This is a genomic window from Ottowia sp. (assembly GCF_035444425.1).
Classification (GTDB): domain Bacteria; phylum Pseudomonadota; class Gammaproteobacteria; order Burkholderiales; family Burkholderiaceae_C; genus Ottowia.
The window spans coordinates 89,633-112,954 of record NZ_DAOMOQ010000006.1; the positions used below are offsets into that span (position 1 = coordinate 89,633).

24 protein-coding genes and 1 other RNA gene are annotated in these 23,322 nt (G+C 66.1%); 8 read left to right on the forward strand and 17 right to left on the reverse strand.

Features of this window, described 5'->3' with window-relative positions; all coding sequences use genetic code 11:
* The first annotated feature begins 26 nt into the window (after positions 1-26).
* On the forward strand, positions 27-1,052 hold the full coding sequence (locus tag PK606_RS04210) for an NAD(P)H-dependent glycerol-3-phosphate dehydrogenase (RefSeq protein ID WP_324561030.1): 1,026 nt from the start codon (positions 27-29) through the stop codon (positions 1,050-1,052).
* Positions 1,053-1,133: 81 nt separating this feature from the next.
* On the opposite strand, the gene PK606_RS04215 is transcribed toward PK606_RS04210, so the two are convergent.
* The 10 genes from PK606_RS04215 to gyrA form a co-directional block, all read right to left on the reverse strand.
* Positions 1,134-1,454 (reverse strand): ComEA family DNA-binding protein, encoded by a 321-nt coding sequence (locus PK606_RS04215; RefSeq protein ID WP_324561032.1) that lies wholly within the window; start codon positions 1,452-1,454, stop codon positions 1,134-1,136.
* Between the two features lie 123 nt (positions 1,455-1,577).
* A complete protein-coding gene (gene lapB, locus PK606_RS04220) occupies positions 1,578-2,738 on the reverse strand; it encodes a lipopolysaccharide assembly protein LapB (protein ID WP_324561034.1) in 1,161 nt (386 codons plus the stop codon).
* Entirely contained in the window at positions 2,728-3,024 is a 297-nt protein-coding gene (locus PK606_RS04225) for a lipopolysaccharide assembly protein LapA domain-containing protein (RefSeq protein WP_324561036.1), read from the reverse strand. Before PK606_RS04225 ends, lapB begins: the two co-directional genes overlap by 11 nt.
* A 38-nt stretch (positions 3,025-3,062) precedes the next feature.
* The gene (locus PK606_RS04230) at positions 3,063-3,374 is read right to left on the reverse strand and encodes an integration host factor subunit beta (RefSeq protein WP_324561038.1); all 312 of its coding nucleotides are present in this window, start codon (positions 3,372-3,374) and stop codon (positions 3,063-3,065) included.
* 131 nt (positions 3,375-3,505) lie between these two features.
* Positions 3,506-5,206: a 30S ribosomal protein S1 gene (gene rpsA / locus PK606_RS04235; RefSeq protein ID WP_324561040.1), complete on the reverse strand. Its 1,701-nt coding sequence runs from the start codon at positions 5,204-5,206 to the stop codon at positions 3,506-3,508.
* Positions 5,207-5,418: 212 nt separating this feature from the next.
* Positions 5,419-7,443, reverse strand: a complete 2,025-nt coding sequence (locus PK606_RS04240) for a bifunctional 3-phosphoshikimate 1-carboxyvinyltransferase/cytidylate kinase (protein ID WP_324561042.1) — start codon at positions 7,441-7,443, stop codon at positions 5,419-5,421.
* Positions 7,436-8,335: a prephenate dehydrogenase gene (locus PK606_RS04245; protein WP_324561044.1), complete on the reverse strand. Its 900-nt coding sequence runs from the start codon at positions 8,333-8,335 to the stop codon at positions 7,436-7,438. The genes PK606_RS04240 and PK606_RS04245 overlap by 8 nt, the downstream gene beginning before the upstream one ends.
* Complete coding sequence (gene pheA, locus PK606_RS04250) at positions 8,328-9,434, reverse strand: prephenate dehydratase (protein ID WP_324561046.1); 1,107 nt, start codon at positions 9,432-9,434, stop codon at positions 8,328-8,330. Before pheA ends, PK606_RS04245 begins: the two co-directional genes overlap by 8 nt.
* 64 nt (positions 9,435-9,498) lie before the next feature.
* Positions 9,499-10,080 carry a DUF2059 domain-containing protein gene (locus PK606_RS04255; RefSeq protein WP_324561047.1) on the reverse strand — a complete coding sequence of 194 codons (582 nt, stop codon included), beginning with the start codon at positions 10,078-10,080 and terminating at the stop codon, positions 9,499-9,501.
* A 5-nt stretch (positions 10,081-10,085) separates the two neighbouring features.
* On the reverse strand, positions 10,086-12,743 hold the full coding sequence (gyrA, locus tag PK606_RS04260; protein ID WP_324561049.1) for a DNA gyrase subunit A: 2,658 nt from the start codon (positions 12,741-12,743) through the stop codon (positions 10,086-10,088).
* A gap of 235 nt (positions 12,744-12,978) precedes the next feature.
* Here gyrA and ompA point away from each other — a divergent pair, with 235 nt between their 5' ends.
* From ompA to ssrA, 6 genes are all read left to right on the forward strand, one after another.
* Positions 12,979-13,635 (forward strand): outer membrane protein OmpA, encoded by a 657-nt coding sequence (gene ompA / locus PK606_RS04265; protein ID WP_324561051.1) that lies wholly within the window; start codon positions 12,979-12,981, stop codon positions 13,633-13,635.
* Between the two features lie 73 nt (positions 13,636-13,708).
* Positions 13,709-14,218: a hypothetical protein gene (locus PK606_RS04270; RefSeq protein WP_324561053.1), complete on the forward strand. Its 510-nt coding sequence runs from the start codon at positions 13,709-13,711 to the stop codon at positions 14,216-14,218.
* Between the two features lie 35 nt (positions 14,219-14,253).
* Positions 14,254-15,426 carry a hypothetical protein gene (locus PK606_RS04275; protein ID WP_324561055.1) on the forward strand — a complete coding sequence of 391 codons (1,173 nt, stop codon included), beginning with the start codon at positions 14,254-14,256 and terminating at the stop codon, positions 15,424-15,426.
* 69 nt (positions 15,427-15,495) lie between these two features.
* Entirely contained in the window at positions 15,496-16,212 is a 717-nt protein-coding gene (ubiG, locus tag PK606_RS04280; RefSeq protein WP_324561057.1) for a bifunctional 2-polyprenyl-6-hydroxyphenol methylase/3-demethylubiquinol 3-O-methyltransferase UbiG, read from the forward strand.
* Between the two features lie 8 nt (positions 16,213-16,220).
* Positions 16,221-16,886, forward strand: a complete 666-nt coding sequence (locus PK606_RS04285; RefSeq protein ID WP_324561059.1) for an HAD-IA family hydrolase — start codon at positions 16,221-16,223, stop codon at positions 16,884-16,886.
* Between the two features lie 13 nt (positions 16,887-16,899).
* Positions 16,900-17,277: a transfer-messenger RNA gene (gene ssrA, locus PK606_RS04290) on the forward strand.
* A gap of 304 nt (positions 17,278-17,581) precedes the next feature.
* On the opposite strand, the gene PK606_RS04295 is transcribed toward ssrA, so the two are convergent.
* From PK606_RS04295 to PK606_RS04305, 3 genes are all read right to left on the reverse strand, one after another.
* Complete coding sequence (locus tag PK606_RS04295; protein ID WP_324561061.1) at positions 17,582-17,938, reverse strand: hypothetical protein; 357 nt, start codon at positions 17,936-17,938, stop codon at positions 17,582-17,584.
* A 71-nt stretch (positions 17,939-18,009) separates the two neighbouring features.
* Positions 18,010-18,360, reverse strand: coding sequence for a hypothetical protein (locus tag PK606_RS04300; protein WP_324561063.1), 351 nt, complete (start codon positions 18,358-18,360; stop codon positions 18,010-18,012).
* Positions 18,357-19,256, reverse strand: a complete 900-nt coding sequence (locus PK606_RS04305) for a DUF72 domain-containing protein (RefSeq protein ID WP_324561065.1) — start codon at positions 19,254-19,256, stop codon at positions 18,357-18,359. Before PK606_RS04305 ends, PK606_RS04300 begins: the two co-directional genes overlap by 4 nt.
* Positions 19,257-19,283: 27 nt before the next feature.
* Between PK606_RS04305 and PK606_RS04310 the strand changes: the two genes are divergently transcribed.
* Entirely contained in the window at positions 19,284-20,636 is a 1,353-nt protein-coding gene (locus tag PK606_RS04310; RefSeq protein WP_324561067.1) for a hypothetical protein, read from the forward strand.
* Positions 20,637-20,676: 40 nt separating this feature from the next.
* On the opposite strand, the gene PK606_RS04315 is transcribed toward PK606_RS04310, so the two are convergent.
* From PK606_RS04315 to PK606_RS04330, 4 genes are read right to left on the reverse strand one after another with little or no spacing between them, the layout of a single operon-like run.
* A complete protein-coding gene (locus tag PK606_RS04315; protein WP_324561068.1) occupies positions 20,677-21,150 on the reverse strand; it encodes a ParB/RepB/Spo0J family partition protein in 474 nt (157 codons plus the stop codon).
* Positions 21,147-22,502: a recombinase family protein gene (locus tag PK606_RS04320; RefSeq protein ID WP_324561071.1), complete on the reverse strand. Its 1,356-nt coding sequence runs from the start codon at positions 22,500-22,502 to the stop codon at positions 21,147-21,149. Before PK606_RS04320 ends, PK606_RS04315 begins: the two co-directional genes overlap by 4 nt.
* Positions 22,499-22,981, reverse strand: a complete 483-nt coding sequence (locus PK606_RS04325) for a DUF2924 domain-containing protein (protein ID WP_324561072.1) — start codon at positions 22,979-22,981, stop codon at positions 22,499-22,501. The genes PK606_RS04320 and PK606_RS04325 overlap by 4 nt, the downstream gene beginning before the upstream one ends.
* Positions 22,978-23,196, reverse strand: a complete 219-nt coding sequence (locus PK606_RS04330; RefSeq protein WP_324561074.1) for a hypothetical protein — start codon at positions 23,194-23,196, stop codon at positions 22,978-22,980. The genes PK606_RS04325 and PK606_RS04330 overlap by 4 nt, the downstream gene beginning before the upstream one ends.
* Between the last annotated feature and the right edge of the window lie 126 nt (positions 23,197-23,322).

Sequence of the window (23,322 nt, forward strand, 5' to 3'; positions counted from 1 at the left end):
AGCCGCCGTCCGGCCGACCCCACGCCATGAAGATCATCGTCATCGGAGCCGGCGCCTGGGGCACTGCCCTGGCGGTGAGCGCGGCGCGCAACCCGGTCGGGCACCACACCGTTCTGTGGGCGCGCGACGGGGTGCAGGCGCAGGCCATGGACACCGCGCGTGAGAACGCGCGCTACCTGCCCGGCATCCCGCTGCCGCGCGCGCTGACGGTGCGCGGCGGCGATGTCGATTCGCTGCTTGATGCCGTGCCGCAGGCGGATCTGCTGGTCATCGCCACGCCGGTCGCCGGCTTGCGCCCGACGCTGGAACTGCTGCGCGACGCGCGCGTGCCGGTCGGCTGGCTGTGCAAGGGTTTCGAGCCGGCGCAGGATCCGACCGTGGCGCGTCCGTTCGGACTGATGCCGCACGAGATCCAGCGGCAGGTGGCGCCCGGCCTGCAGGCCGGCGCCTTAAGCGGCCCCAGCTTCGCGCAGGAAGTCGCGCGCGGCCAGCCGACCGCACTGGTGGCCGCCAGCCGGCAGCCGCCCGTGCGGCAGGCGCTGGTCGAGGCTTTCCACGGCCCCACGCTGCGCGTCTATGGCAACCAGGACCTGGTGGGCGTCGAGGTCGGCGGTGCGGTCAAGAACGTGCTGGCGATCGCCACCGGCCTGGCCGATGGCCTGAATCTGGGGCTGAACGCGCGCGCTGCGCTGATCACGCGCGGCCTGGCCGAGATCGCCCGCCTGGGGGTGGCACTCGGTGCGCAGCCCGAGACCTTCATGGGCTTGTCTGGATTGGGTGACCTGGTGCTGACCGCCACCGGCGACCTGAGCCGCAACCGCCGCGTCGGCCTGCTGCTGGCCGAGGGCAAGAGCCTGGAGCAGGCGGTGCAATCGCTCGGGCACGTGGCCGAGGGCGTCTACAGCGCGCGCACCGTGCTGCAACGTGCGCACCACCTGGGCGTCGAGATGCCGATCACCGAATGTGTGGTTGGATTGCTCGATGGCGAACTCAAGCCGGTTGAAGCGGTTGCCGCGCTGATGGGGCGCGATCCCAAGGGCGAACTGCTGTAGCGCTCGGCGCCGCAACGTGTTGGCGTGGCGCAAAGCCTGCGCTGCTGCCACGCCATGGGTGCCATCGTGCGGCGCGGCGGCTCAGGGCTTCGTGCTCTGGCCGGTCTTGGTGGCCGGCGCTGGCTTGGCTGGCGCGCTGCTGTAGGCGGCGCCGTTGATGGTCAAGCCGCTGTCCGAGAAGCGGGCGGCGTTCTTTTCACCCACGCCCTTGACGCGGTTGATGAAGTCGCCCCAGTCCTTGAATTTCCCGTTCTTGCGTTCGTCCAGGATCCTGGTGGACATGGCGGGGCCAATGCCCTTGATGCCGTCCAGCTCATCCGCCTTGGCGGTGTTCAAGTCGACGGCGGCGAACGATGCGGCCGCGTACAGCATGGCCAGCAAGGCGAATAATTTCTTCAACATCTGTGCTCTCCCTGGATCGGTGGGTGCCGGCCGACATGGCCGGTCGAGTCATCTTGTCATCCGATCCCGGAATCCACGTACCCGTAACGAGGATGCGCCCACCCGCGGTTCAGGGTAGGTCGGCTACAACTCCTCGATGCGCTTGGGCGGGAAGCTCTCCCAGGCCTGGCAGCCCGGACATTGCCAGAAGTAGCCCTGGGCCTCGAAGCCGCAGGCGGCACAGCGGTAACGCGCCAGCGGGCGCGCTGCGTGCTCGAGCGAGCGCTGCACCATGGGATGCGCGCCGTCCTGTGCGAACGGTTCGTGACTGAGCCAGCGCATGGCGGCGATCAGCGACGGTTCCTGCGTCATGTGGCGCACATAGCCTTCGCGTGCCTCTGGCATCGGTGTCCCGGCGGCCACCTGGGCCTGCACGATGGCGTCCGCGGTATCGATCGACGGCAGCAGGGCGTAGCTGCGTTGCAGCAACTCTATGGCGTGCGGCAACTGCCCGCTGGCCTGGCCGATGCGCACCAGTTCGCTGGCCACCAGCGGGATCGCCTGCGGCGCGTGTTGCTCCAGCCGGGCCAGTTCGGTGAAGGCGCCTGGCATGTCGCCCTGGCCGGCCAGCAGCCCCGCCAACTGGATGCGCGGGCGTGCGCTGGCGGGCGACTGCTCGATCGCCTCGGTCAACAGCCGACGGGCGGTCGTCGGGTCCTGGTGCTTGCTCAGTGCGGTGGCGGCTAGTTCGCACTGGTAGTGCGCCAGCCGGGCCGCGAAGTCGCCGTGCTCGGCCTGCTGCAGGCGGCGGGCGATCTCGGTGGCGTGCGGCCAGTCGCGCGCGCGCTCGTGCAATGCCAGCAGGCTGAGCCAGGCCTGCTCCTGGTAGCGCGTGCCCTCCAGGCGCTGCAGCGCGTCTTCGGCACGGTCGAGCAGACCGGCCTTGAGGAAATCCTGCGCCAGCGCGTGCTGGGCGCGCTCGCGGTCGCTGGCGCTCAGGTCGGCGCGCGAGAGCAGGTGCTCGTGCACGCGCACGGCACGCTCGTACTCGCCGCGGCGGCGGAACAGGTTGCCGAGCGCAAAGTGCAGCTCGGAAGTGTCGGGGTCGCGCTGCACCGCCTCGATGAAGGCGTCGATGGCCTGGTCCTGCTGCTCGTTGAGCAGGTAGTTCAGGCCCTTGAAATAGGCCTTGGGCGCCTGGCGGTTCTCGATGCGCAGCTGGCGCAAGTCCAGGCGCGAGGCCAGCCAGCCGAGCGTGAAGGCGATCGGCAGCCCGAGCAGGATCCAGCTGAGGTCAAGCTCCATGCGGGGGGCGGTTCAAGGGCTCATCCGGCACCGGCGGATTCGCCCGCCTGGCTCCGGACCTGGTCTCGCCGCGGCGCGACCACCAGCCCGGCAGCATGCCCAGCACCCCGATCACCATGCCGAGCGCGAATGCGATGAGCACGATCAGCGTCACCGGCGCACGCCACTGGCGTCCGAACAGCAGGTGCACGGTGGCGTCGTGCTGGTTGTTCAGTGCGAAGGCGAACAGGGCAAAAAAAATGGCTGCCTTCAGTATCCACTTCAGCAGCCTGGCAAGCTTGTTCATGAATCTTCTACGGGACTCGGAAGATTCTAGCGGCGGCGTCAGGTTCGCGTGTCGCCATCCGTGTCGACCGGCTGGTTGCCCACGGCCTCGCGCAGTGCCTTGCCCGGCTTGAAGTGCGGCACGCGCCGCTCGGGAATCTGCACGCGTTCGCCGGTGCGCGGGTTGCGCCCCATGCGTGGCGGGCGGCGGTTGATGGAGAAGCTGCCGAAGCCGCGGATCTCGATGCGGTGGCCGCGCACCAGGGCGTCGCTCATCGCATCCAGGATCGTCTTCACCGCCGCGTCGGCATCGCGCTGTGTCAACTGGCCGAAGCGTTCGGCCAGCAGTTCAACCAGGTCGGAACGGGTCATCTCTTGGCATGTCCCGAAACGCCACCAGCAAGCACTGCCCCTTCAAGGGCACCCGTGGAGCGGGCCTGGCCCGGCCACTGGGTGCACCGCCTTGAAGGGGAGACGCCGAGAAGGCGCATCGGGGGTGGACCTTACTTCGAGTCGCTGCCATCCAGCTTGGCGCGCAGCAGGGCGCCGAGGCTGGTGGTGCCGGCGGTGCCGGTGCTCTGGCTCAGGCTGGCCAGGGCTTCCTGCTGGTCGGCGGCATCCTTGGCCTTGACGGACAGCTGGATGTTGCGCGACTTGCGGTCGACGTTGACGACCACGGCGGTCACTTCGTCGCCCACCTTCAGCACCTGGCTGGCGTCTTCCACGCGGTCGCGGCTGATCTCGCTGGCGCGCAGGTAGCCGACCACGTCGTTGCCCAGGTCGATCTCGGCGCCACGCGCATCGACGCTCTTGACCTTGCCGGTCACCGACTGGCCGCGGTCGTTCACGGTCACGAAAGTGGTGAACGGATCCTGGTCGAGCTGCTTGATGCCGAGACTGATGCGCTCGCGGTCGACGTCGACCGCCAGCACGATGGCCTCGACTTCCTGGCCCTTCTTGTAGTTGCGCACGGCGGCTTCACCGGGCTCGTTCCAGGACAGGTCGGACAGGTGCACCAGGCCGTCGATGCCGGCGGCAAGACCCACGAACACGCCGAAGTCGGTGATCGACTTGATCGGGCCGGTGACGCGGTCGCCGCGCTTGGTGTTCTGCGCGAACTCCTGCCACGGGTTGGCGCGGCACTGCTTCATGCCGAGCGAGATACGGCGCTTGTCCTCGTCGATCTCGAGCACCATGACCTCGACCTCGTCGCCCAGTGACACCACCTTGCTCGGGGCGACGTTCTTGTTGGTCCAGTCCATCTCGGAGACGTGCACCAGGCCCTCGATGCCCGGCTCGAGCTCGACGAAGGCGCCGTAGTCGGCGATGTTGGTGACCTTGCCGAACATGCGCGTGCCCTGCGGGTAGCGGCGGCTCACGCCCAGCCACGGGTCGTCGCCCATCTGCTTCAGGCCCAGGCTGACGCGGCTCTTCTCGACGTCGAACTTGAGGATCTTGGCGGTGATTTCCTGACCCGGCTGCACCACCTCGGACGGGTGGCGCACGCGGCGCCAGGCCATGTCGGTGATGTGCAGCAGGCCGTCGATGCCACCCAGGTCGACGAAGGCGCCGTACTCGGTGATGTTCTTGACCACGCCGTTGACGACGGCGCCTTCCTTCAGCGTCTCCATCAGCTTGGCGCGTTCTTCGCCCATGCTGGCCTCGACCACGGCGCGGCGGCTCAGCACCACGTTGTTGCGCTTGCGGTCGAGCTTGATGACCTTGAACTCCATGGTCTTGTTTTCGTACGGCGTCAGATCCTTGGTCGGACGCGTATCGACCAGCGAGCCTGGCAGGAAGGCGCGGATGCCGTTGACCAGCACGGTGAGGCCGCCCTTGACCTTGCCGCTGGTGGTGCCGGTGACGAACTCGCCGGACTCCAGCGCCTTTTCCAGCGCCAGCCAGGAAGCCAGGCGCTTGGCGGTGTCACGGCTCAGGATGGTGTCGCCGTAGCCGTTCTCGATCGAGCCGATGGCCACCGGCACGAAGGCGCCGGGCTCGACCTCGATCTCGCCTTGGTCGTTCTTGAATTCCTCGATCGGGATGTAGGCTTCGGACTTGAGGCCGGCGTTCACGACGACGAAGCTGTGCTCGACGCGCACCACTTCGGCGGTGATGACTTCACCCGGGCGCATCTCGGTGCGCTGCAGGGATTCCTCGAACAACTGGGCAAAAGATTCGGACATGAAAGTTTCCTTCTCCACACGCACGGGTTCACGACGGCACCATTGCGATCGTTTGTAAGGCTGACGGCGGAGGCTTGGGTTGCGGACGGACCGCGGTTGAGGTTGAACAACCAGGCCGCTCGATGCGCTTGGACGCGCGGCGGGAAGCTGCCTGGGCGGTAAAAGGCCGACGGCGTCACGGATCCCAAGCGAGATTCCGCAGACGTTTCGGCCGGGTCGGGCAACTCAGCTCAGGCCTTGGCGGCTTGAAACGGTTGCCGCGCCTGCCACCAATCAAGAACCTGATCGACCGATGCCTCGATCGTCAGTTGCGAATTGTCCAGCAGCAGGGCGTCGTGCGCCGGCTTGAGGGGTGACGCGATGCGGGTCTGATCCCGCGCATCGCGCGCTTCCAAGTCAGCGCGAAGACTATCGAGTTTAGCAGGAATACCCTTGGAAATCAATTGCTTATGGCGCCGTTCGGCGCGCTGCGCGGCGTCCGCGGTCAGGTAGACCTTGAGCAGCGCGGCCGGAAAGATCACCGTGCCCATGTCGCGCCCGTCGGCCACCAGGCCAGGCAGGCGGGCGAAACCGCGCTGCAGCTCCAGCAGCGCCTCGCGCACCGCAGGCAGCGCGGACACCTGCGATGCGTCCATGCCCGCGGCCTCGCTGCGGATCGCTTCGGTCACGTCCTCGCCATCCAGCCGCACGCAGTCGGCGTCGAAGCAGACCGGCAAGCACCGCGCCAGTTCGGCGATGGCGGCTTCATTGGTCGCCTCGGGCGCCAGGCCCCGTCGCCGCGCCGCCAGGCCCGCGAGGCGGTACAGCGCACCGGAATCCAGGTAGTGGTAGCCAAGGCGCCGCGCCAGCGCACTGGCCAGCGTGCCCTTGCCGGAGGCGGTTGGTCCGTCGATGCAGATCACCGGTACCGGGACCGCGGGCTGCGCGACCGCGAACAGGGTCTCGAAGTAGTCCGGAAAGGTCTTGGCGACGCACTTCGGGTCCTCGATGCGCACCGGCAGGCCAGCCGGGTTGAAGGCCGCCAGCGAGCCGCACATGGCCATGCGGTGGTCGTCGTAGGTGTGGATCGATGCCGCCCGCCATGCCTGCGGGCTGGCAGGTGGCGTGATGCGGATGAAATCCGGGCCCTCGTCGATCGTGGCGCCGAGCTTGCGCAGCTCGGTCGCCATGGCGGCGATGCGGTCGGTTTCCTTCACGCGCCAGCTGGCGATGTTGCGCAGCATGCTGGTGCCGTCGGCGTACAGCGCCATCACGGCCAGCGTCATGGCGGCATCGGGGATATGGTTGCCATCGAGATCGATGGCCTTCAAGGGCCAGGTGCCGCGGCGCACCTCGAGCCAGTTGGCACCGCTGTCGATGCGCGCGCCCATCAGCCGCGCAGCCTCGACGAAGCGGATGTCGCCCTGGATCGAATCGGCGCCGACACCCTCGATCCGCAAGGGGCCGTTCCGCCCGGCGTCGCTCGACAGCGCGCCGGCAGCGATGAAGTAGCTGGCCGACGAGGCGTCGGCCTCGACGTGGATTTCGCCGGGCGAGCGATACGCACTGCCGTGCGGGATGACGAAGCGCTGCCAGCCGTCGCGCTCCACCCGCACGCCGAAGCGCTCCAGCAGGCGCAGCGTGATCTCGACATAGGGCTTGGAGATCAACTCGCCCACCACCTCGATGACGATGTCCTGCGCGTCGGGGCGGCCGGCCGCCAGCGGCAGGGCCAGCAGCAGGGCGGTCAGGAACTGGCTCGACACGTCGCCGCGCACGGGAATCGGCCGCTCCAGCGCCAGTGTCGGCTGGCCGATGCGCAGCGGCGGGAATCCCGGGTTGCCGAGGTAGCTGATGGCGCAGCCCAGCGCCTGCAGGGCGTCGACGAGATCGCCGATCGGCCGTTCGTGCATGCGCGTGATGCCGCTCAGGCGGTAATCGCCACCCAGCACCGCCAGCGCGGCGGTGAGCGGGCGCATCGCGGTGCCGGCGTTGCCGAGGAACAGCTCGATCGCCTGACCGGACGGTGCGCGCCCGCCGAGGCCATCGATGCAGGCCTGCGTGCCGTCGAGCTCAACGCCGCAGCCGAGTTGGCGCAAGGCCTGCAGCATCACGCGCGTGTCGTCGGAGTCGAGCAGGTCGCGCACCACGGTGCGGCCCTGGCACAGCGCCGCCAGCAGCAGCACGCGGTTGGAGATGCTCTTGGAGCCGGGCAGGCGCACGCGGCCGTGCACCGAGCGCAGCGCCGGGAGGTCGAGGAAGTCGGTGTCAAACATGGCTTGGTGGCACTGGGTCCGCCGGTGCGAGGGCGGGTCCGGCCCAACCGGCACGCGCCGTACTGGCGCGCTCGATCAGCTGCATCAGCACGTCGCTGCTGCTGTGGTCCATCGCCTGCTGCAAGTCGGCCAGCGCCTGCTGGAAATGCCGTAACTGGGCGCCGATCTGCTCGCGGTTTGCGATCAGCACATCGCGCCACAGTGCGGGATCACCGGCGGCGATGCGGCTGAAGTCGCGGAAACCCGGTCCGGCCATCGACAGGTAGCTCGGTCCATCGGCCTGCTCGACGAGGCTGTTCATGAACGCGAACGCCAGCAGGTGCGGCAAATGGCTGACCGCTGCCAGCGCCGCATCGTGCGCGGCCGGCGGCATGCTCAGCACCTTGCAGCCCAGCGCCCGCCACACGGCGACGGCCTGTTCGAGCCGGGCGGCTGGCGTGCGCCCGGTCGGCGTGACGATGACCTGCGTGCCCCGGTACAGATGCGGGTCGGCGTGTTCGACGCCGGCCACCTCGCGGCCGGTGATCGGATGGCAGGGCACGAAGACATCGGCGCGCTCGCCGAGTGCGCGCTCGGCCGCCGCCGCCACATCGGCCTTGGTCGAGCCGACATCCATGATCAGCGTGTCGGCCGCCAGTGCGGGCTGCAGCGCGCGCAGCGTGCTCTCGGTGGCCGCCACCGGCACCGCCAGCAGCACCAGGTCGGCACCGGTCGCGGCCTGTGCGGCCGTGGCCACATCCTCGTCGATCACGCCCAGTTCGCGCGCGCGCCGGCTGCTTGCCGGCGACCGGCTGTAGCCGACCACGCGTTGCACTAGGCCGGCGCGCTTCAGGGCCAGCGCGAACGAGCCGCCCATCAGCCCGCAGCCGATCAGACCGAGGCGCTCAAACATCCGGACCGAGCGGGTAGGCGCCGAGCACCTTGTAGAACGCGCACTGCGCCTGCAGCTCCTCCAGCGCCGCGTGCACGTGCGGCTCGGACGGATGGCCGGCGAGGTCGATGTAGAAGTAGTACTCCCACTGGCCCGACTTGGCCGGGCGCGACTCGAAGCGTGTCATGCTGACGCCGTGCTTCTTCAGCGGTGTCAGCATGTCGTGCACCGAGCCGGGCCGGTTCGGCACCGACACCACCAGGCTGGTGCAGTCACGACCGGTGGCGGTCGGCGTGGCCAGCGTCTGCGGCAGGCAGATCACGGCGAAGCGGGTGCGGTTGGTGGCCTCGTCCTGGATCGCGTGGGCGACGATGTGCAGGCCGAACTGCGCGGCCGCGCGCTCGCTCGCCAGGCCGGCCCAGGCCGGGTTGGTGGCGGCCAGGCGTGCGCCCTCGGCGTTGCTGGAGACGGCGCGGCGCTCGGCCTGCGGCAGGTGCTGCGACAGCCAGCCCTGGCACTGCATCAGCGCCTGCGGGTGCGCCAGCACCACCTCGATGCCGTCGAGCCCGTTGACCTGGCGCAGCAGGTTGTGGCGCACCAGCAGGCTGACCTCGCCGATCACGTGCGTCGGCGAGTGCAGGAACAGGTCGAACGAGCGCGCCACCACGCCCTCGGTGGTGTTCTCCATGCCGACCACGCCGAACTGCGAAGTGCCGGCGGCGGTGGCGTGGAATACCTCGTCGAAGCTGTTGCAGTAGATCAGGTTGGCAGCGCTGCCGAAGAACTCGATCGCCGCCTGCTCGCAGAAGGTGCCCTGCGGGCCCAGCACGGCCACGCGCTGCGGCACTTCCAGCGCCAGGCAGGCCGACATGATCTCGCGCCAGATGGCGGCCACGTGCTGGTTCAGCAGCGGTCCCGGGTTGGCGGCCTGCACCTTGGCGATGACCTGGGCCACACGATCGGGGCGGAAGAAGGGCGTGCCTTCCTGGCGCTTGAGTTCGCCCACTTCCTCGGCCACGCGCGCGCGCTGGTTCAGCAATGCCAGCAGCTGGGCGTCCAGGCTGTCGATCTGCACGCGCAGTCTGGCGAGGGCGTCGGATTGGATGGGGGATTGACTCATGCCGTGGTGCAACGAACACCGGCGCGGCCACCAGGAGCGCCGCGCCGGTCGGGGTCGATGGAAACTACTTCTTGCTGTCGGCGCCCGATGCGGCGCCGGCGGAGGATTTCACGATCCGGCTGGCCGCGGCGTCGAAGTTCTTCTGGCCGCTTTCGACGCCGGCGCGCGTGGCGTCGACGACGCGCTTGGCCCAGGCGTTGGCCGCTTCCGGGCCGAGCGCCTGGAACTTGGCGCTGACCGGCGATTCGAGGTAGGCGATGATGGTCTTCATCTCGTCCTCGGTCAGCTTCTCCATGAAGATCGGCACCAGTGCTGGTTCGGCCGACTTGGCCACCTCGGCCTCGATCGACTTCTCGGTGTTGTCGGTGAACTTCTTCAGTTCGACGTCGAGCTTGTCGCGCACGTCCTTCTGGCGCGCCGGCGGCACGGTCTCATCGAGGCGTTGCGACCAGCTTGCCAGCAGCGGCTGCACCGCGCTGGCGGTGAGCTGATCGGCCATGGCGCCGCCATCGGCTTTCTGCTGGATCTGGGCCAGCTTGACGGCCAGCGCGCGCTTGCCGTCGTTCTGTGCCGACGCGCCGGTCGTGAAGGCCAGGCCGGTCGCCAGCACGGCGGCGAGCACGAGTTTGGAAGTGGTGAATTTCAAGGTGTTTACTCCGTGGGGTTGTTCGGTGAATCCTCGCCTGCCGCATCCTGGGCGTCGTTCTCGACCACACGCTGCAGGCCACTCAGCTGGGCACCGTCGTCGAGCGCGATCAGGGTCACGCCCTGCGTGGCGCGACCCATTTCCCGGATCTCGGCCACGCGGGTGCGCACCAGCACGCCCTTGTCGGTGATCAGCATGATCTCGTCATCAACGCCGACCAGCGTCGCCGCGACGACCTTGCCGTTGCGTTCGCTCTGCTGGATGGCGATCATGCCCTTGGTACCGCGGCCATGGCGCGTGTACTCGGAAATGTGCGTGCGCTTGCCGTAACCGTTCTCGGTCGCGGTCAATACGCTGCTGCGCGCGCCCGGCACCATGCCGGCGTCGGCAACCTCGGCATCGGCCACCAGCATGGCAATCACGCTCTGGCCCTCTTCCAGCTGCATGCCGCGCACGCCACGTGCGTTGCGGCCCATCGGGCGCACATCGTTCTCGTCGAAGCGCACCGCCTTGCCGCCGTCCGAGAACAGCATCACGTCGTGCGTGCCCTCGGTCAGCGCAGCGCCGATCAGATAGTCGCCATCGTCCAGGCCGACCGCGATGATGCCGGCCTTGCGCGGGTTGCTGAAATCCGACAGCGCGGTCTTCTTCACGGTGCCCATCGAGGTCGCCATGAACACGTAGCGGTCGTCGGGGAACTGGCTGGCGGCGCCGGTCAGCGGCAGCACCACGTTGATCTTCTCGCCTTCCTCGAGCGGGAACATGTTGACGATCGGCCGTCCGCGCGAACCGCGCGAGCCGGAGGGCACTTCCCACACCTTGAGCCAGTACAGGCGCCCGCGGTTGGAGAAGCACAGGATGTACTCGTGCGTGTTGGCGATGAAGAGCTGGTCGATCCAGTCGTCTTCCTTGGTGGCCGTGGCCTGCTTGCCGCGGCCGCCGCGCTTCTGCGAGCGGTATTCGCTCAGGGGTTGGGCCTTGATGTAGCCGGTGTGGCTGAGCGTGACCACCATGTCGGTGGGCGTGATCAGGTCCTCCGTGGCTAGATCCTGGGCGTTGTGCTCGACGATGGAGCGGCGTGCGCCGTCCTTGGTCTGGCCGAATTCGTTCTTCAGCGCCGCGAGTTCCTCGCCGATGATGGTCGACACCCGCGCCGGCCTGGCCAGGATGTCGAGCAGGTCCTCGATCACCGCCATCACGTCCTTGTATTCGGCAATGATCTTGTCCTGCTCCAGGCCCGTGAGGCGCTGCAGGCGCATCTGCAGGATTTCCTGCGCCTGCGTGTCCGACAGGCGGTACAGGCCGTCGGCCTGCAGGCCGTAGTCGCGCTCCAGGTCCTCGGGCCGGTAGTCGTCGGCGCTGATGGTGGCGCCGTCCTCGCGCGTGCGGGTCAGCATCTCGCGCACCAGCGCGCTGTCCCAGCTGCGCGCCATCAGCTCGGCCTTGGCCACCGGTGGCGTGGGCGACTCGCGGATGATGCGGATGAATTCGTCGATGTTGGCCAGCGCCACCGCCAGGCCTTCCAGCACGTGGCCGCGCTCGCGCGCCTTGCGCAGGTCGAACACGGTGCGCCGAGTCACCACCTCGCGGCGGTGCTGGATGAAGACCTGCAGCAGCTCCTTGAGGTTGCACAGCTTGGGCTGGCCGTCGATCAGCGCCACCATGTTGACGCCGAAGGTGTCCTGCAGCTGGGTCTGCTTGTACAGGTTGTTCAGCACCACCTCGGGCACTTCGCCGCGCTTCAACTCGATCACCAGGCGCATGCCCGACTTGTCGGACTCGTCCTGGATGTGGCTGATGCCCTCGAGCTTCTTCTCGTGCACCAGCTCGGCCATGCGCTCCTGCAGCGTCTTCTTGTTGACCTGGTAGGGGATCTCGTCAACGATGATCGCCTGCCGCTGGCCCTTGTCGATGTCCTCGAAATGCACCTTCGCGCGCATCACCACGCGCCCGCGCCCGGTGCGGTAGCCGTCCTTGACGCCCTGGATGCCGTAGATGATGCCGCCGGTGGGAAAGTCGGGCGCCGGCACGATCTCCATCAGCTCGTCGATCGTCGCCTCGGGCTGGCGCAGCAGGTGCAGGCAGGCGTCGACCACCTCGTTCAGGTTGTGCGGCGGGATGTTGGTCGCCATGCCGACCGCGATGCCGCCCGAGCCGTTGATCAGCAAGTTCGGCAGGCGTGTCGGCAGGACGGTGGGCTCGAGCTCCTTGCCGTCGTAGTTCGGCACCATGTCGACGGTTTGTTTGTCGATGTCGGCAAGGATCTCGGCGGAAATTTTCTCCAGCCGGCATTCCGTGTAGCGGTAGGCCGCGGCGCTGTCGCCGTCGACCGAGCCGAAGTTGCCCTGGCCGTCGATCAGCGGGTGGCGCAGCGAGAAGTCCTGCGCCATCCGCACCAGCGCCTCGTAGGTGGCCGAGTCGCCGTGCGGGTGAAAGCGGCCCAGCACGTCACCCACGACGCGGGCGCACTTCACATAGGGGCGGTTCCAGTGGTTGTTGGCCTCGTGCATCGAAAACAGCACGCGCCGGTGCACCGGCTTGAGGCCGTCGCGGGCGTCGGGCAGGGCGCGACCCACGATCACGCTCATGGCGTAATCCAGGTAGCTTCGCCGCATCTCCTCTTCTAGACTGATGGGGAGTGTTTCCTTGGCGAACGAGGTCATATATACAGTCAGGCAACCCGAAGGCGATGAAAGCCCTGGATTCTAGGTGCTTTGAGTTGTCGCGTCCAAGCAACATAACCCTGTATTTACGGCCTTGTCTGACGCTGGCGGCCCCGGTTCTGCTAAGAATGCGCAAGGACGTGTGGCACAATCAATTCAACGTTTTTGGTGGTGGTCACTTGAAGCGTCCGATTTTTCGCAGCCACGCTGCGGCTTTTTTCCCATGAGGAGAACCATGAAGAAACTCAACAAAGTGGCGATCGCTTTCGCCGTTGCATCCGTGGCTGGTTCCGCCTTCGCAGCTGGTTCGACGATCAACTCCGATAACTGGCGCAATGGCCACGGCAACCTGATCTGGAAGAACGGCACCAACGAACTGTGCTGGCGCGATGCCTTCTGGACCCCGGCCACCGCCGCTCCGGGCTGCGACGGCGCCCTCGAGGCTCCCAAGGCTGCCCCGGCCCCGGCTCCTGCCGCTGCTCCGGCTGCACCTGCCGCCAAGCCCGCTCCGGCTCCGGCTCCCGCTCCTGTGGCCGCCCAGAAGGTGACCTACGCCGCCGACGCCTTCTTCGACTTCGACAAGTCGGTGCTGAAGCCCGAAGGCCGCGCCAAGCTGGATGACCTGGTCAGCAAGATCAAGGGCATCAACCTGGAAGTCATCATCGCCGTTGGCCACACCGACTCGATCGGCAGCCACGCCTACAACCAGCGTCTGTCGGTGCGTCGCGCCGAGGCCGTGAAGGCCTACCTGGTGTCCAAGGGCATCGAGCGCAACCGCGTCTACACCGAAGGCAAGGGTGAAACCCAGCCGGTCGCCGACAACCGCACCGCCCAGGGCCGCGCCAAGAACCGCCGCGTGGAAGTGGAAGTGGTCGGCACCCGCGCCAACTGATCCGCTTCAATCGGACGCGTGTTTGAAAGCCTTGGGGGCGCGAGCCCCCAAGGCTTTTTGCATTCTTGGAGCCATGGCCGTGCGCCCTGATCGGCCCCTTACCGCCCGCTTCGGACGCCGCTGCTGGCAGGTCCTGGTGTTCGGCCTTGCATGCGGCGTCAGTGCCGCGGCGGAACCCGTGCCGTCGAGGTGCGAAGAGGGTTTGCACCAGTCGGTCTCGCCTCCTGCAGCGCCCACGGTGCTGGTCGTGCTGTCGCCGCGCATGCCCTACGCCTTGCAGGAATGGCCGCGCATGAGAGCCCTGGCCGAGCAGGCCGGGTTCCAGATCGTGGCGTTTCGGGATCCCGGTGTGCCGTCATCGGAATGGGAGGCAGGCCTTGAAGCGGCCGGTCTGCCTGAGTTAAGGGCTGCGCCGGTACTCGATCAGCAGGTCGCAGCCGACTGCCGTTTGCTCAACCACGCGCCGAGCGCCCTGGTCGGGCGCTGCGGCCGCTGGCATGCGTGGCCGGTACTCGGCGTGATGCCCGATGGCCCCTGGCTGGCGGTGCTGAACGAGCGTCGGGAGGCCGTCGCATGCTCCTGAGCCAGGCATCTCGCCGAACGCTTTCCCTGGTCGCCATGCTGGGCGCATGCGTCTGGCCAGCGGTGGCGTCCGAAACGACGAGCGCCGAGGTGTGCATCCCCTACATCAGCTACCTGCCGCTCGACGCCGAACAGGTCGGGCGCGACGCGCACGGCCTGGCGGCGCTGGGCACCTACGAGCGCATCAGTCCGGACGGGCGTTACGTCCTGCGCTCGTACTCGGGCGCCCAACTCGGCCGCGTGAGCCTGATGGAGCTGCCCGCCACCGGCAGCGGTCCGATCAAGGCCTACCGCACGCCGTTTTCCAACGAGACGTTTCCGGTCCAGGGCACGTGGCGCTACCTGGTCGACGTGACCGGTGAACACTACCGGTTTGCCGAGGTCCTGCGCCAGCAAACCAGGGCTAGGCCGCTGTTTCGCGGCGGCATGACCGGTTTCTACGCGGCGGCGTCCGAGTTGGCCCCGCAAGCGGCTGCCGACACCGCACGCGCACTGGTCCACATCCGTTCCCTGAGCTGGCCGCAGAACGCCAACCCCGACGACCAGGGCGTCGGTCCGCTGCAACTGGCCACCATCACGGTGCAGGACGACGGTCGCCAGGCGCGCGTGGTCGCCAGCACCGGCCCGCGCTTCATCTGCGCGGACCGCAAGGCTGCAGATGGCGACGTCTATGCCCTGCCGATGATCTCGATCGATGGCGCCGAGTTTTCCGCCATTCCCCAGGTGCCGCGGAGCGGCCGACCATCCATGCGCGTCTACGGCTTGAGTGCCCAGGCCGATGCCACTGAGCACGAGTGCGGCTTGCGCGCCGACCTGGGCGATTCTCCCGGCAAGGCGGTGTTCGGTTATTCGCGACCGCAGGGTGCTCCCTGGCTGACGTACAGCGACCTTGGTTATGTGTACGTGCACGACCGCGAACTGGGTCAATCCGTCCGGCTCGAGCACGCTAGGCACCGCGTGCTCGCAACCGCGTTCCCGGGCCTGACGCGTGACGGCCGAGTCATCTACGGCGCCACCTGGCACGACTGCGCCGACACCCAGCGCTGCCCGAAGCAAGCGGGCTACGTCATCGTCGATCCGTACCAGAGCGAGAACTACCGCCAGCGCTGGCGCCAGGCGGGCAAACCGGCGCCGCAGGCCTGCATCACGCAGCAGGCGGTGCGGGATGAACGAGCGCGCTTCGCCCGCGCGCACGGGCTGGCACCATAGCCGCGTTCGGGCGGCCCGCCAGTCGCCGATCGAGGCCGGACACGCGGACAGCCATGGGACAATGCGCCCATGAACGCAGCCAACGTCGATCAGGCCGAACTGGCCAAGTTCTCCGCGCTGGCCCACCGCTGGTGGGACCTGGATGGCGAGTTCGCGCCGCTGCACCAGATCAATCCGCTGCGGCTCGACTGGATCGACTCGATCAGCCCCTTGAGCGGGCAGCGCGTGCTCGACGTTGGCTGCGGCGGCGGCATCTTGGCTGAGGCCATGGCGCGCAAGGGCGCCGAGGTGCTGGGCATCGACCTGGCCGACAAGTCGCTCAAGGTGGCGCAGCTGCACGCGCTGGAGGCCGAGGTGACGGGCCTGAGCTACCGCCAGGTCGCCGCCGAGGCGCTGGCCGCCGAGATGCCCGGCGAGTTCGACGCCGTCACCTGCATGGAGATGCTGGAGCACGTGCCCGATCCCGCCGCCATCGTGCAGGCCTGCGCGGCGCTGGTCCGACCGGGCGGCTGGGTGTTTCTTTCCACCATCAACCGCAACCCGAAATCCTTTCTGCTGGCCATCGTCGGCGCCGAGTACATGCTCGGCCTGGTGCCGCGCGGCACGCACGAGTACGCGCGCCTGCTGCGGCCGAGCGAGCTGGGTCGCTTCTGCCGTGAGGCTGGGCTCGACCTGCAGCACAGCCGCGGTCTCCAATACAACCCCCTCACGCAGCGCTTTCGCCTGAGCGCGGACACCAGCGTCAACTACATGGTGGCGGCGCGCAAGCCGGTGCCAGCGGCCTGACGCGCGCCATGTTCCGCGACATCCGCTGCGTGCTGTTCGACCTCGATGGCACCCTGATCGACAGCGCGCCCGACCTGGCGCTGGCCGCCGACGAAATGCGCGTGCGCCGCGGTCTGCCATCGCTGCCGGTGGAGCGTTACCGCAGCAGCGCCGGCTCCGGCGCGCGCGGCATGCTCGGTGTCGCCTTTGGCGTGACGCCGGATGATCCTGGTTTCGAAGCCCTCAAGGACGAGTTCCTCGGCAACTACGAACGCCGGATGACGCGGCTGACGGCGCCGTTTGCCGAGGTCGACCACCTGCTGTCGACGCTGCACCGGCGTGGGCTGAACTGGGGCGTGGTCACCAACAAGTCACAGCGCTTCACCGTGCCGCTCACCGCTTCGATTACCCTGTTCGCCTCGGCCAGCGTCATCGTCAGCGGCGACACCACGCCGCATGCCAAGCCGCACCCTGCGCCGCTGGAGGAAGCCATGCGCCGGATCGGCGTCGAGCCCCGGCATTGCCTGTACGTCGGCGATGACGAACGCGACATGCTGGCTGGCCGGGCGGCCCGAGTGGGGACCGTGGCGGCGCGCTACGGCTACCTCGGTCCCGGCGCCGACGCCGCCCGGTGGCCGGCCGATGCGGCCATCGACGCGCCGCTGCAGCTCTTGAATCTGCTCGATCTGGCCTAAAATACACGGTCCAGGGGCTGCATTGGTTTCGACGTGGGTTGGAATCGCCGCAGGGCATGCCGAGGTTCAGTCACCTCGTAAAACCGCTGAAAAAAACTAACTGCAAACGACGAACGTTTCGCACTCGCCGCCTAAACACCGGTGAGCCTCGCAACAGCAGGCCGATGGGCTGGGCAAGGGTGGTGTCAAAACCGTCCAGGCTGCGAGGGAATCCACATCGGCTGGTTCACGACCGGGTGCCTTGGGCGTGAACGAGACTCAAGGGCACTGGCCGACCCGATAGCGTGCGACTGCGCGATCGGGCTGGCGAGATCCAAATCAGACCGCTAAGCATGTAGAACTGGGCGTGGAAGGTTCGCGGACGCGGGTTCGAATCCCGCCAGCTCCACCACTACACCAACCCCAACCGCTCTCGGTTGGGGTTTTTTCTTGGGCAATCGCACCGCTTCCCGCGTGTCTGCGCGCATCCGTGAGGACGGTTGCGGACTTCGCCCTTCGCCTCATCGGCCCGGCCGGGACGCGTTTCTGCTCTCTCCGGGCCATTCCTCGCTCCGGCCTCTCCCGGCTTTTCGGCCCGAAGTCCGCAAAGGTCTCGCGCCACGCCCATATAGATCAATCACTTACGCGCGGACGAGTCGAACGGTTTTTCTGCCTGATCGGTAGGCAAAAGAGCACGTTGGTGACGAGCAACCCCCTCACCCACCATGCCGTGCGCTCCGACGCTTGACCAGCGCATTCAGCGCGTTCGCCCCTTCGCCGTAGTGCTTCGAAGCCAGCCAAGTCTGGGGCGCGAGCTGGTCCGTGATAGGACACCACTGCTGCCCCCGGAACTGCGCCATGGTCTCCGTCGCACGCGCAATGAGCGGCTGTACCAGTGCGCGGTCAACAGGGCCGCACAGGCGCAACTGAAAACTGCCCCCGATCCACTGAAAAATCAGGTGCCCGGACCAGGGCTGCAGCGCAGTCAGATCCGCGATCAGCCGGCCGCAGTCCCTGAGCGGGAACACGTAGCACTTGGCTCCAACGGCCTCTTTCCAGGCCTTGTCGGACAAGCAGTCTTCACTCCAGCCTCCGCGCGGGGTGTAGGGCGGGAAGAACGGACACTCCGGGGGCAGCGGCTGGCTCACGACAGCGCATACGCAAATTGCTGCTCCTTGGGCAGAGCCAGGCGCGAATGCACCACAGGCGCCAGCCGGTCGAATTCCCGTTCAAAGGGGGTCGGCCTGCGTGGCACCGGCGCGCTGTGGACCAGAGATTCCAGCTCTGACTCATCGGCGCGCAAGAATTCCAGATACGCCCACTGCAGCAGCGGCTCGCCGCCAAAACGCTCGACCAACGCCGCGTACATCGCTACAGCAGCCTTCGATTCCAACTCGGGCGGCAACGGTTCGCCCGTGCCGCAGACGTAGATTTGCGGGTACATGATGCCTCCAAAAGCTGGATAAATATACAGCTTTTGGAGGCTGGTGATCAAGAGGCTGTCATGCCGACGAGGGCCGCGAACGCCCTCGCGTTCCTCTGTCCTTGGTCTTCGAAATTGTTGTTGAACACGATGTGGACATCTCTTGCCTTGGAGGCGATCTCCCTGACTGGCTGCACGAAGGCCTCGAGTTCCGGCTCAGAGTAGTCGTAGTTGAACCGGTCCGACGCCGCCGTCTGTCCTTTTACATTCCAGGTTGCGGTGTTGCGTCCATGGAGCCTGAGGATCGCCAGCCGCGGATTCGTCACCTCCCACACCTGTGGGACGCTGTTGGCAAACCCTTGCGGCCCGTCCACGATCACATGACTCACCCCGAGCCCGTGCTCGAACCTGAGCGTCGCCTCCCGATGTTCCGGTGCCCACCAGGTCTGGTTCCTGAACTCCACCGAGACCACATATCCCTCCATGTGCTCCACGCAATGGGCCACATGGTCATGACCTGGCTTGTTGCGGAGCAACCAGGGTGGGAACTGAAACAGCACCGCCCCCAGCTTGCGGGCTGACTCCAAGGGCTGCAAGGCCTCCTTGAAGCGCCGCCACAGCTCGTTCTGGATCTCTAGCGGCACCTCGCGGTAATAGATCAGCTTCGACCTCGGCCCTAGCGCGTGCTGGATGTCCTTCGGCAGCACCTTCAGGTCCGTCTGGTGCCCTGTAAAGAGCCGGAACGCCTTTACATCGAACACGAAGTCAGCCGGCGTGCGCTGCGCCCACAGTGCCGCGTTGGCTGCACTCGGCATCGCGTAGTAGCTCGAATCCACCTCAACCAGAGGAAACACGCTGGCGTAGTGACGCAACCTCGCTTCGGCCGATTTCGCATCGGATGGATAGAAACGTCCGCAGGCAATCAGCGTCTTGTCAGTCCAGGAAGCGGTACCGATGAGGACAGGCATAACTGGAATAATATCCAGTATTCTCTGATGCGCCTTTTCGGCGTTCCGCGCTTCACGAGTTACGCCAAACCTGAACGCTGGGCAGCGCAAGCGAATCAAGCACGCAAGGACAACGAATCGCGCCCCACTGATCTTCACCGCTGGCGCCGATTAGGACTCGGCGAATGCGGGCTCGTCATGATTACTTGTTATCTGGACTCCCAAGACTACTCGACGCTCACTGACCCGAAACAAGCGAGCGCGGAGCGACATGAAATTCGGAGTGCTTTGCTTGCACTTGCTCATTCGCATCAGGTGCGCTTTGTGTTCTCGGCGGCGGTTGTGTCCGAAGCGGTGCCATTAACTGCAGATGCAACGTACCTTGCGGAACTAAGGGGTGACTTCCTCACCAACCTGTGTGGTTCGAACGCACTTGTATTTTTTGACAAACTCGTCGAGGCTGAAGCACGGGCCTTGAGTCGTCGATCAAGCCCTCCGAGCCACGTGCTCGACAAGTTCGGCAGGTGGTTTCCGGATTTCGACGATGACGGTCCGCCTCAATCATTCTTGGATGTGATACGTGAGAGTGCGGAAAAGGAGTGGAAGTCCATGGGTCTATCGCGCCAGCAACGTCGCGCCAATTCACGAGCCCTCATCAAGCACGGAAAGCCACGCGCAGAACTCCGTGCCCACCTCGAAAGTCAAGACCCCAAGGCAATCGTCGCAGAGATTCAAGAAAAGTATCCAATGCGGCCCGACTATGCGGCAGTCATCACGGACTATGCTTTCGGGCGTGCCTCTGAGGCAGCTCTTGTGGAAGCACTCACGAATAGCCTCAAGGATTTGCAGTGGATGATGAAGTGGTTCTCGACAGACCACTCATTGTCAAACCCCATCGCCGACATCGTTCGGAGGCCAGGGAGAGAGCTCGGTCAGCTTGCGCGACATTTAGTAGTCACCTCTCTCGAATACGCAGACATGCTGCGCGAGGCTGACCTTGATGCAGATCCAACCGGACCACAGGGGCAGCTTGCTTTGCGCTGGAAAGAGATGGAAAGCAGCCAACTTCTAGGCATGGTTGTGCGAGCATCAAGAACCAGAGGGATTCAGCTTGACGAGCACTCAGTTGCTGAAGTCGAACGCTATTGTCCTGGCATCACCACAGGCGTTAAATCGTTGTTCTCATCAATATGGATGAACGTAGGAGGTGGACGGAAGAAGGAGCCTGAAGATAGCCAACCTGTCGATGCGCTACACGCGTTCTACGCCCCATATGTCAACGTCTTCAGAGCAGATCGCTTCATGGCACCTCATATCCAGAACCAATGCCGGAACTCCGGGACCATCGTCGTTAGCCGGCTTGCGGAATTGGTCGGCGTCCTTCAGCAGCAGGTGCGCTAGCCGTCTTCCTTGGCGAATCGGTTAGGCGTGCAGCCCAGGTTCAATTGACCTCCGAGGTCGACTTAACACACAAACTGTCAACCTTCGCCCGCTGCTCATCCCACAACGCAGGTGGATCCACCGCCAAGTCAAACAGCGTGGTGTGATCCGGCAGAGCGTCATCCAGGATGGCGGCGACGATGTCCGGCGCGAGGACGGTCAGGTTCATCATCCGGCTGACGTAGCTGTTGTCGACCCCTTCACGAGCGGCAATCTCCCGCAGCGATGAAACCTCGCCCGACTGCAGCATGGCCAACCAACGATGGCCACGTGCCAAGGCCATCTGTAAGGGTGTCGTCTTGGTATCCCACGGCCTGGCCTTCGCTGGCTCGCCAGTCTCCGGATCAGTCGGCAGCGTCACCAGTTTGCGCCCACTGCGCCGCTTGATGTGGATCGGCACGGTCAGCGTGAGCCGACCATCGCCGGCCTCGATGACTTCCGGCTCCCCGGTCTTGAGGATGCTGAACTTCCTCATGTCGCGGCCTCCTCAGATTCCGGTTTCGCGGTGGGCTGCAGTTCCAACACGACACGCTCGATGCCATTGGCACGCAGCCGGACCTCGAGATCATCCGGCGACACGATCACCTTCTCAACCAGCAGTTTGACGATGCGCGTCTGCTCGGCCGGAAACAACTGATCCCAGATCTGATCGAGTCGCGTCATGGCCACGGTGATCTTGGCTTCGTCGAGGTCAGGATCCAGTTCACGCGCCCGTGGCAGCATGTCCGCCACCAGTTGGGGAGCACGCAGAATCGTCCGCAACTGATCCATCACAGCCGATTCCAGCTCTGCTGCCGGCAAGGTGGGCAGGCCGGACGCGCCAGCGTGCTCCTTGCAATCGCGTTGCGGCTTGTAGTAGCGGTAGCGGCGACCATTCTTCTTGGTGGTGTGCAGTGGCGTCATCGCGCGACCGTCGCTGCCGAACACGATGCCCTTGAGCAGGTGCGGCACCTTGGCGCGGGTGTTGTTGGCACGCACCCGCTCGTTGGTGGCCAGGATGGCCTGGGTCTGATCCCAGATCTGCTGATCCAGAATAGCGGGATGCTCGCCGGGGTACCACTGCTCCTTGTGGCGCAGCTCGCCCAGGTAGGTTCGGCTGCGCAGCAGTTTGTAAAGTGTGCCCTTGTCGATCGGCCTGCCCGGACGGTGAACGCCGGTTTGCGAGGTCCAGGCCTTGGAGGTGGCGCCATCGAGCTTGAGTTCCTTGCACAGCAGCGTGGTGGAGCCCAGTTCGACAAAGCGCTGGAAAATGTGTCGCACGAGTCTGGCCTCGACCTCGTTGGGAACCAGCCGACGGTTCACCACGTCGTAGCCGATCGGCGGCACGCCACCCATCCAGATGCCCTTGCGCTTGCTGGCGGCAATCTTGTCCCGGATGCGCTCGCCGGTGACTTCGCGCTCGAACTGGGCGAAGGACAGCAGGATATTCAGCATCAGCCGCCCCATCGAGGTGGTGGTGTTGAACTGCTGGGTGACCGAGACGAAGGAGACGCCGTGACGCTCGAACACGTCGACCATCCTGGAGAAGTCGGTCAGGCTGCGCGTCAGGCGATCGATCTTGTAGATGACGACCACGTCGATCTGGCCAGCCTCGATGTCGGCCATCAGGCGCTTGAGCGCGGGGCGCTCCATGGTGCCGCCGGAGAAGGCGGGATCGTCGTAGTCGTCCACGACCGCTATCCAGCCCTCGGCACGCTGGCTGGCGATGTAGGCATGGCCCGCATCGCGCTGGGCATCGATGGAGTTGAACTCCTGATCCAGACCCTCGTCGGTGGACTTGCGCGTGTAGACGGCACAGCGCACGCGGCGCCTCGTGACCTCGCTCATCGCACGCCCCCTTTCTTGGCGGCGGGCTTCGATCGCTCTCTCAGACCGAAGAACAGCGGACCCGACCAGCGGTCGCCGGTGATCTCGCGGGCGATCATGGAGAGGCTCGGGTACAAGCGGCCCTGGTACTCGTACTGCTCGTCCAGCGTCACCAGCACCTGGTGTTCGGCGCCGCCGTACTGGCGTGTGAGCACTGTGCCAGCGGGCGGGCGGTAGGTGCGATCGCGTGTCTTGACTCGTCCGTTCTTGATCAGGGCTTCGATGCGCCGGTGGTTGCGGTCCACAAGCTGGCGGTTGGTCTTTCGGAACTCGATCTCCTGCAAACGGTAGGCGATGCGGCGCTCCAGAAACTGGCGGTTGTGCGTGGGGTTGGCGTCGCCGAAGAGCTTGCGCCACAGCGCCTTGATCTCTGACATGGGCAGATCGGGCAGGCCGGCGATTCGGGCAGCCAACGAAGGTGGCGTGGTGTGGGTGGTCATCGGGACTCCGTGGTTGGGTAGTTGACGGGGTCCGTATGAACGCGCTGGTCACCAGAAAAGCCAAGCTCAAACGTGCTCTCTCGGTCCACTTTCGCGGACGGCGCCACAGCGCTGTTGCGCAGGCGCACGAGGCCGTTGGTCAACAGCGACGCGATCTCGTGCCGACGCTGGTCGGGCGTCAGCTTCTGGGGCGGGACTTGTTTGGCTTGGTGCATGGGTAGCGGCTCTCTCGGCACAACTCACATGCTGTGAAATTGTGCGAGCAGGACGCCTCTGACACCATGGGCAAGTTAAGGGCGCATGCGGGTTAATGCCAGAGATAGCGAACTACGGCACCCGTA

Excerpts from the sequence above, each read along its gene's own strand:
- PK606_RS04210 (WP_324561030.1), top strand. The coding sequence starts at position 27 with ATGAAGATCATCGTCATCGGAGCCGGCGCCTGGGGCACTGCCCTGGCG.
- PK606_RS04215 (WP_324561032.1), bottom strand. The coding sequence starts at position 1,454 with ATGTTGAAGAAATTATTCGCCTTGCTGGCCATGCTGTACGCGGCCGCA.
- lapB (WP_324561034.1), bottom strand. The coding sequence starts at position 2,738 with ATGGAGCTTGACCTCAGCTGGATCCTGCTCGGGCTGCCGATCGCCTTC.
- PK606_RS04225 (WP_324561036.1), bottom strand. The coding sequence starts at position 3,024 with ATGAACAAGCTTGCCAGGCTGCTGAAGTGGATACTGAAGGCAGCCATT.
- PK606_RS04230 (WP_324561038.1), bottom strand. The coding sequence starts at position 3,374 with ATGACCCGTTCCGACCTGGTTGAACTGCTGGCCGAACGCTTCGGCCAG.
- PK606_RS04240 (WP_324561042.1), bottom strand. The coding sequence starts at position 7,443 with ATGTTTGACACCGACTTCCTCGACCTCCCGGCGCTGCGCTCGGTGCAC.
- PK606_RS04245 (WP_324561044.1), bottom strand. The coding sequence starts at position 8,335 with ATGTTTGAGCGCCTCGGTCTGATCGGCTGCGGGCTGATGGGCGGCTCG.
- pheA (WP_324561046.1), bottom strand. The coding sequence starts at position 9,434 with ATGAGTCAATCCCCCATCCAATCCGACGCCCTCGCCAGACTGCGCGTG.
- gyrA (WP_324561049.1), bottom strand. The coding sequence starts at position 12,743 with ATGACCTCGTTCGCCAAGGAAACACTCCCCATCAGTCTAGAAGAGGAG.
- ompA (WP_324561051.1), top strand. The coding sequence starts at position 12,979 with ATGAAGAAACTCAACAAAGTGGCGATCGCTTTCGCCGTTGCATCCGTG.
- PK606_RS04270 (WP_324561053.1), top strand. The coding sequence starts at position 13,709 with ATGGCCGTGCGCCCTGATCGGCCCCTTACCGCCCGCTTCGGACGCCGC.
- PK606_RS04275 (WP_324561055.1), top strand. The coding sequence starts at position 14,254 with ATGCTGGGCGCATGCGTCTGGCCAGCGGTGGCGTCCGAAACGACGAGC.
- ubiG (WP_324561057.1), top strand. The coding sequence starts at position 15,496 with ATGAACGCAGCCAACGTCGATCAGGCCGAACTGGCCAAGTTCTCCGCG.
- PK606_RS04285 (WP_324561059.1), top strand. The coding sequence starts at position 16,221 with ATGTTCCGCGACATCCGCTGCGTGCTGTTCGACCTCGATGGCACCCTG.
- PK606_RS04305 (WP_324561065.1), bottom strand. The coding sequence starts at position 19,256 with ATGCCTGTCCTCATCGGTACCGCTTCCTGGACTGACAAGACGCTGATT.
- PK606_RS04310 (WP_324561067.1), top strand. The coding sequence starts at position 19,284 with ATGCGCCTTTTCGGCGTTCCGCGCTTCACGAGTTACGCCAAACCTGAA.
- PK606_RS04315 (WP_324561068.1), bottom strand. The coding sequence starts at position 21,150 with ATGAGGAAGTTCAGCATCCTCAAGACCGGGGAGCCGGAAGTCATCGAG.
- PK606_RS04320 (WP_324561071.1), bottom strand. The coding sequence starts at position 22,502 with ATGAGCGAGGTCACGAGGCGCCGCGTGCGCTGTGCCGTCTACACGCGC.
- PK606_RS04325 (WP_324561072.1), bottom strand. The coding sequence starts at position 22,981 with ATGACCACCCACACCACGCCACCTTCGTTGGCTGCCCGAATCGCCGGC.
- PK606_RS04330 (WP_324561074.1), bottom strand. The coding sequence starts at position 23,196 with ATGCACCAAGCCAAACAAGTCCCGCCCCAGAAGCTGACGCCCGACCAG.